Source organism: Capsulimonas sp. (assembly GCF_039929585.1).
Classification (GTDB): Bacteria; Armatimonadota; Armatimonadia; order Armatimonadales; family Capsulimonadaceae; genus Capsulimonas.
On the sequence record NZ_JBDSQY010000199.1, the window covers coordinates 1 to 7,255 of the forward strand.

Sequence of the window (7,255 nt, forward strand, 5' to 3'; positions counted from 1 at the left end):
CCAGTTGGCGCGCCCCAGGCGCAGCGCAGGACTTCCTCGCTCCGTACAACGTTCTTTCAATCGTTGTGGAGCTTCCGAAGGCGCTTCTGGCTCCGGGAACGAATAAGAAGATCCACGTTTGGTGCACCACCAGCAAGTAAGCGCCATTTTTTCAGGAGAAGAGAGAACGATGTTACATAAAAAAATCATGCTCTGCGGCGTGGCGGCGAGCTTCGCGGCCCTCGCCCTGGCGGGATGCAGCGGCAGCGACGATAACGGCGGCGGCGGCGGCGGCGGAAGCACACAGACCTTCACCCAGGTGGATCGCCTGGCGCGTCCCGCAGTCAACGAAGTCTTCGCCACAGTCGCTAACAATCGGCATCAGGTCAACGACCAAAACAATCCGACCAACGACCCTTCGCAGCTTGCGAACGATATTCAAAGCTTCATGACGGGAACCGCTGGTCGCTCGCAGGCGATCACCGATGTCGTCAAGGCCGTCCTCGTTCCGGACGTCATGATCGCGGACCTCAGCCAGGGCGGTAACGCAACCTACCTGGGCGTGGAAACCGGCGGCGCGACCGGCGGAACCTTTGGCGGACGCGCTCTGACCGACGACGTTGTGGACACGTCCCTGGGCGTGATCTTCGGAAACACCATCCCGACCCTTGGACTGGCTCCGGATGACGGCAAGGAAATCCCGACTCTGGTCAGCGACAACGTTGGTCGCGGCGCGAAGCACTTCACCAGCACGTTCCCTTACTTAGGATCACCTAAGTAATCCCACCATTCGTCCTCCGGCGCTTGCCGGGGGACGAATTTATGTTTCGCGATCGAGAACTCAGGAATGTGGAGCAGAGCATTCAAATGAAACGAGCCGCCGTCGTCGCCGCTTCCGCCGCCGTGTTAGGTCTCGCCGGCTGGGCCTGGACCAGCCTGAAGGCGCAGCCACGCGCGCACACCGTCGCTGCGGCCGCGCAGCGCGAAGCCTACGATCCCAATCGTCTGGAGCAGACGATCCGGTTTTACGAGAAGAACATCCAGCGCGATTCTCAGGACGCCATCGGCCGCGCGCTGCTCGCCGGCCTGTACTCGCAGCGCTGCCGCGAGACCGGAGATATCGCCGACGCCACGCGCGCCGAAGCCATGGCGCGCAACTCTCTGGCGATCCGCACACGCAGCAACATGGCCGCGTACAACCAGCTTGCGCAGAGCCTGTTCACCCAGCACAGATTTCCCGAATCGCTCGCCCTTACGCAAAAGATCGTGAAGGCAGACCCGAGCGGCGCGTCCGCACAGTCCCTTCTCGTGGAATTGAATACTGAGATGGGCGATTACAAAGTCGCCGCTCACGGCATGGCGAAGCTTGTCGTGAACAATCACGATTCCCACACGCTGGCGATGACCGCACGCCTGATGGAGCTGACCGGAAATCTCGACGGCGCCCTCGCGCAAATCCAGACAGCTCGGACGCTGGCCGACGCAAACCTCGAAATGTCCGCCGACGCCAATGCCTGGTATCACATGCGCGAAGGCAATATGCTCGGCGCCCTGGGGCGCGCCGATGAAGCCAAGAAGGCGTATCTCGCCGCCGTCGCCGTGTTCCCAAATGATTACCGCTCGATGACCTTCCTCACGCGCCTTTGCGCCGGCCAGGGGAATTATACGGAGGCGATCCAATGGGGAACGCGATCGGCGGCGATCGTGCCGACGCCCGAAACGCTGGCGCTGCTCGGCGACGCTTACGGCGCCTCGGGAGACGCCCGGCAGGCGAAGGTGCAGTACGCGATGGTGGACGCCGCCGGCCGGATCGCCCGCGCACAGGGCGGTGTCTACGACCGGCAGCGCGCCGTCTACTGCGCGGATCACCACGTTCATCTCGCGGAAGCCGTCCAAATCGCGCGCCATGAGCTGACCATCCGTCACGACGTCTTCGCCTACGACACGCTCGCCTGGGTCAGCTATCAGGCCGGGGACCTGCGCAGCGCATCAGCAGCGATGGCCAAGGCGCTGGCATGGCGCACTCAGGACGCGCAGATGCAATATCACGCCGGCATGATCGCGCAGGCGCTCGGCGACCGCGACGGCGCGCGCGCACATCTCGCGAAGGCGCTGGCGCTCAACCCTTACTGGAACCCGTTCGCGCCCAAGCAGGCGCGTCTGGCGCTGGCGAAGCTGAACGCGCCTGGCGCGTCGGCGGTCCAGTTCCCAATTTCGACACAGAACCCGCCCAAACTCAGGAGCTAAGAGGTCCCATGAATTTCCGACGTTTCATGACTGCGGCGATCAGCGCCGCGCTGCTCACAGCCGCCGTCCTGACGACGCCCGCCGGGGCGCACCCAATGGGGAACTTCTCGATCAGCCACTACAGCCGCATCACGGTGGCCGACGCCGGCATGCAGATCTTCTACGTGCTGGATATGGCGGAGATCCCTACCGTAGCCGAGCGCGCCGCCATGGACACTAGCGGCGACGGCAAAATCTCCGCCACCGAGCAAAGCGCTTATCTCCAGACCAAGGCTCCGGAGCTTGCTCAGGGCTTGAGTTTGACGGCGGACGGCAAGCCTGTCACTCTTAGTATCGTGGACAGCAAACTGGCGTTCCGCCCGGGCGCCGGCGGCCTGGACACTATTCGGCTCGTGATAAATCTGAAATCGGCCACGCCACTCGCCGCCGGCGCGCACGCCATCGCCTACAAAGACGGCAACTACGCCGAGCGCACTGGCTGGAAAGAGATCGTCGCAGCGGCTGGATCTCGCGCTTATCTGGGCGATTCGTCCGTGCCCGCGACGGATCGGACCAAGGAGCTCACGGCTTATCCGAGTGTCACGGCGATGTCGCCGCTGCAGGAAACGTCGGCGACATTCACCGTTTCCGATGCGCCGTTAGGCGCGATGGCGGCCGCCAGTGTCGCGCCGACCACCGGGTCCGCACCGGCCGCCGCGACGAACGGCAACACCCCGCAGGACCGCTTCACCCAGACGATCGCGGCGAAGAACCTGACGCCTGGAGTTATGCTGCTCGGGCTTCTGGTCGCGTTTGTCTTCGGCTCGTTCCACGCTCTCTCGCCAGGTCATGGCAAAACAATGGTGGCGGCGTATCTGGTGGGGACGCGCGGCACGGTCAAGCACGCGTTTCTGCTCGGCGTCGTGGTGACGATCACGCATACCCTCGGGGTCTTCGCGCTCGGCCTGATTACGCTGTTCGCCTCGCAGTATATTGTCCCCGAGAAACTGTTTCCCATTCTCAGCGTCATCAGCGGCCTTGCCGTGTTCGGTGTCGGCCTCTGGCTTTTCTACAGCCGCATCCGGGGCCTGGACACCGGACATTCACACGGGCATAGCCACGATCACGATCACGACCATGACCATTCTCACGATCACGATCACGATCATAGCCACGACCTTGAGCATACTCACGAGCATGACCATATTCACGATCATGCGCATGCGCCAGTTTTGGCAATGGCGGCCGTCGGCGCCCCCACGCACGATCATGTCCATCCTCACGATGATAGCCACGATCACGGACATACACATGATCATGACCATTCTCATGATCATGAGCATTCCCATAGCCATGACGGCGGGCATTCGCATGGGTTCGGACATCACCACCATCACCATGTTCCCGATGGACCGATCACGGCGAAGTCACTGATTGCGCTGGGGATTTCGGGAGGCATTGTCCCCTGCCCTTCGGCGCTTGTCGTTTTGCTCTCGGCAATCGCGCTGCACCGGGTGGCGTATGGGCTGCTCTTGATTACGTCGTTCAGCATCGGTCTCGCCGCCGTGCTGATCGCAATCGGCGTCGCGGTGGTGTCGGCGTCAAAGCTGCTGGAGCGCGTTCCGCGCAGCGACGCCTTCACGCGTTTCATGCCGATCTTCAGCGCCGCCGCCGTGACTACCATCGGCGTCGTACTGATCATCCGGGCAGTCGGCGGAGCAGCCATCTAGCGCCTCTCTCAATATCATTGGCGAGATTGCGCCGCGCGGAACAAATTCGCCGCGCTCGCTGTTTAACACTGAGACGAAGCGAGCTGGCAAACTCTTTCGCGGATTACTCTGAGACGACGGCGGGACAACTCCGCCGTCGTTTCCGTGTTGGATTGCGCTCCCGCAATACGAGACCGGCAAGTCTCGATCTTCTGTCAGTCTCACGTTTGAAGGCGTGGCTTTCGCCACATACCCATTAGAATGGATTGCTGTCCCTCTTGAATACTCTCGATCATACGAAGCGCCGGGTCGCTCTGCTGGTCGGCGCGCTCACGGCCATCAATATTCTCCTCTGGATCGTCACGTGGGCGGCGTCGCACACCTACCCGGCGCTGCTGGCGACAGGATGGCTGGCGTACGCCTTCGGACTGCGCCACGCCGTGGACGCCGACCATATCTCGGCGATCGACAACACGACCCGCAAGCTGATGCAGGAAGGAAAGCGCCCCATCGGCGTCGGCTTCTTTTTCTCGCTCGGCCACTCCACCATTGTCGTTCTTCTCTGCGCCGCGCTCGCGCTGGCCGCCACCTACGTGCAGCAGCATATGGAAGGGTGGCACGCGATCGGCTCGCAGGTGGGAACCTTCGTTTCCAGCGCGTTTCTTTACATCATCGGCATCGTCAACCTGGTCGTTCTGATCGATTTGATCACACGCCTGCGCGCCCTCGCGCGTGGAAAAGATCTCGATGAGGAAGCCATGCATCATGCGCTGGAACAGCGCGGACTTCTCGCGCGCCTGTTCCGGCCAATACTGCGCATGGTGAACGGCAGCCGTCAGATGTATCTGGTCGGATTTCTGTTCGGCCTTGGGTTCGACACGGCGACGGAAGTAGGATTGCTGGGGATGTCTGCGCATTCCGGACAGGCCGGCACGCCGTTCTGGGTGATCATGCTGCTGCCGGCGCTCTTCACCGCGGGAATGTGCCTGATCGATACGCTGAACAGCGTCCTGATGGTCGGCGCCTACGGCTGGGCGTTTATCAAACCGGTCCGCAAACTTTATTATAATCTGAGCATTACTCTGATTTCCGTGGCGGTGGCGTTCGTGATCGCAACTCAAGAAATGCTGACGCTCTTTCACATCGACATTTCCCCCAAGGGGCATATTTGGCAGTATTTGGACGAGCGACTGGGATTTGTGATCGTCGCGGTGTTTCTCGGCGGCTGGGCGCTATCCGTTCTGCTCAATAAGATCCGTACCTACGAACCGGAACAATCATGAGCGCGCGCGCGCACAATCAATCTCTGGCCACCAGCGGAACCTCAATGTCCTCCAGCGAGGAACTCGTCCTGCTGCGCGCCCTGCTGCGTGCGTCCGACTACGGAGTGCTGCTCTCGGATTCCACCGGTCGTGACCTGATCTGCAATCCACGCTTCGGCGAAATCTTCGGATTTGACGTCGTCGAAGCGCTCCATGGCGGCCCCGAGCAAGTCCGCGTGCAGATGCTTCCACGTATCAAAAACCCAGACGAATTTGTCCAGACGCTGGACAAGATCTACGCCGATCCTACCATGACAAGCGAAGACGAGATCGAGATTCTCGCTCCGAAATATCGTCTGCTGCGGCGCTACACCGCCCCGGTTCTGGATGACGATAAGTCGGTGATCGGCCGCCTCTGGACTTTCCGGGACATCACGCGCACGCGGCGGCTGGAACTGAAGGTGCGGCTTCAGTCAGACCAGCTGCGCGAACAGTCGCGAGAACTCGCCAACGCCCTTAAAAGCGCGCACGGCCGCCTGAACAAAGTGGAGAGCGTGCTCCATCAGACCCAGGCTCAGCTACTAGAATCGGAAAAGCTGTCCGCCGTGGGCCTGCTTGCCGTTTCCGTCGCGCATGACATTCGCAATATCCTGACTCCGCTCGCCATTGAGCTGTCCCTTGCCGACCAGGACGACCGCGCGCTGCGCGCCGAATCGTTCGACGTCATGCAGAAGCAGCTGGACCGCCTTTCGCTTCTCACCCACCGCCTGCTCGGCATCGCGCGCCCGCACGCCATGCACCTCGCTCCGGTTGATCTGCCGGCGCTCGTGGAACATACTGCGGAGCTGCTTCGGCCGCAGGCGACGCAGGAAAATGTATCCGTCGTGGTGGAATTAGGACGTAATGTCCCAACGATTATCGGGGACCTCGGTCAGCTCGACCAGGTGCTCGTAAACCTCGCGCTGAACGGTGTCCAGGCGATGCACGCCGCAGGGGGAACGCTGACGATTTCCCTGTCCCGCAATAAGAGCGGCGCCTGCCTGCGGGTCGGGGACACCGGCCCCGGCATCCCCGCCAATATCCGCAAGCGATTGTTCGATCCGTTCTTTACCACCAAGGAAAACGGCGCCGGTCTGGGACTATTCTCCAGCCGCCGCATCGTTCAGGACCATGGCGGGGTAATGAAAGTGCGCAGTTCGGCCGCCGGAACGCAGTTCTCAATCTGGCTTCCGGAAGGGGAGAAAAACCATGGCGGGTAAGATTTTAATCGTGGAGGACGACCGCGCGATCGCGCAGTCGCTCACTCGCCTGCTGGCGCGGGAGGAATACTATATTGCCGCGAAAAGCACGGCGGAAGAGGGAATCGATCTGATTCGCGAAGATCCGTCTTTCGATTTGGCGCTGCTGGACGTGACGCTTCCGGGCCGCGACGGCTTCTACTGCTGCCGCGAGCTGCGCGCTCTCGGATGGCGCGGCGCCGTCATCATGCTGACGGGCCGCAGCCTATCCATCGAAAAGGTCACCGGCCTGGAGTCAGGCGCCGACGATTATCTGACCAAGCCGTTCGATCCCGCCGAACTGCTGGCGCGCCTGCGCGCCCACCTCCGCCGCACGCGCGACTACAACACTTCGGGCGACCAGATCGACAAGATCACGGTGGACGACGGCCTCACGGTCGATTCCCGCATCCGCGACGCCGTCGTGCGCGGGGAGCCCGCGCACCTCACCGACCGCGAGTTCGAGCTTCTCTTATTGCTGGCGCGCAGCCTGGGCACGGCGCTGGACAAAGGCTGGCTGTTCCAGCAGATCTGGGGATGTTCTCCAGAGATGGGGATCAAAGCCCTCGCCGTCTACGTCCGCCGCCTGCGGCAGAAGATCGAAGTGGATGCCGACAATCCGAAATACGTGCAAACAGTACGCGGGTTTGGGTATCGGCTGGGTGGGGAGTAGGCCCTCACCCTCGGCGCCTCTCCCGGAGGAGAGGGATGTCCAGAGGTCGGCGCCAAAACGTGGTAAACCTGGCCTTTTTGCCTAGCCTCCAACTTCAATGAGAGTTCGGCCCCTCCGCCCCAATTCTGG

6 protein-coding genes are annotated in these 7,255 nt (G+C 61.9%); all 6 read left to right on the top strand.

The window, feature by feature from the left end; all coding sequences use genetic code 11:
* Positions 1 to 169 precede the first annotated feature (169 nt).
* The 6 genes from ABIZ35_RS14540 to ABIZ35_RS14565 all read left to right on the top strand — a co-directional run bounded on the left by ABIZ35_RS14540 (position 170) and on the right by ABIZ35_RS14565 (position 7,126).
* Positions 170 to 760: a DUF4331 family protein gene (locus tag ABIZ35_RS14540; protein WP_348220639.1), complete on the top strand. Its 591-nt coding sequence runs from the start codon at positions 170 to 172 to the stop codon at positions 758 to 760.
* Positions 761 to 846: 86 nt separating this feature from the next.
* Positions 847 to 2,226, top strand: coding sequence for a tetratricopeptide repeat protein (locus tag ABIZ35_RS14545; RefSeq protein ID WP_348220640.1), 1,380 nt, complete (start codon positions 847 to 849; stop codon positions 2,224 to 2,226).
* A gap of 8 nt (positions 2,227 to 2,234) precedes the next feature.
* Positions 2,235 to 3,935 (top strand): sulfite exporter TauE/SafE family protein, encoded by a 1,701-nt coding sequence (locus ABIZ35_RS14550; protein ID WP_348220641.1) that lies wholly within the window; start codon positions 2,235 to 2,237, stop codon positions 3,933 to 3,935.
* A 257-nt stretch (positions 3,936 to 4,192) separates the two neighbouring features.
* Entirely contained in the window at positions 4,193 to 5,197 is a 1,005-nt protein-coding gene (locus ABIZ35_RS14555) for a HoxN/HupN/NixA family nickel/cobalt transporter (RefSeq protein ID WP_348220642.1), read from the top strand.
* Complete coding sequence (locus ABIZ35_RS14560) at positions 5,194 to 6,435, top strand: ATP-binding protein (RefSeq protein ID WP_348220643.1); 1,242 nt, start codon at positions 5,194 to 5,196, stop codon at positions 6,433 to 6,435. The genes ABIZ35_RS14555 and ABIZ35_RS14560 overlap by 4 nt, the downstream gene beginning before the upstream one ends.
* Positions 6,425 to 7,126: a response regulator transcription factor gene (locus ABIZ35_RS14565; protein WP_348220644.1), complete on the top strand. Its 702-nt coding sequence runs from the start codon at positions 6,425 to 6,427 to the stop codon at positions 7,124 to 7,126. Before ABIZ35_RS14560 ends, ABIZ35_RS14565 begins: the two co-directional genes overlap by 11 nt.
* Positions 7,127 to 7,255: the final 129 nt, after the last annotated feature.

What these genes read in the sequence shown, in the direction of transcription:
- ABIZ35_RS14550 (WP_348220641.1), top strand. Translation starts at nt 2,235, where the DNA reads ATGAATTTCCGACGTTTCATGACTGCGGCGATCAGCGCCGCGCTGCTC.
- ABIZ35_RS14545 (WP_348220640.1), top strand. Translation starts at nt 847, where the DNA reads ATGAAACGAGCCGCCGTCGTCGCCGCTTCCGCCGCCGTGTTAGGTCTC.
- ABIZ35_RS14565 (WP_348220644.1), top strand. Translation starts at nt 6,425, where the DNA reads ATGGCGGGTAAGATTTTAATCGTGGAGGACGACCGCGCGATCGCGCAG.
- ABIZ35_RS14560 (WP_348220643.1), top strand. Translation starts at nt 5,194, where the DNA reads ATGAGCGCGCGCGCGCACAATCAATCTCTGGCCACCAGCGGAACCTCA.
- ABIZ35_RS14540 (WP_348220639.1), top strand. Translation starts at nt 170, where the DNA reads ATGTTACATAAAAAAATCATGCTCTGCGGCGTGGCGGCGAGCTTCGCG.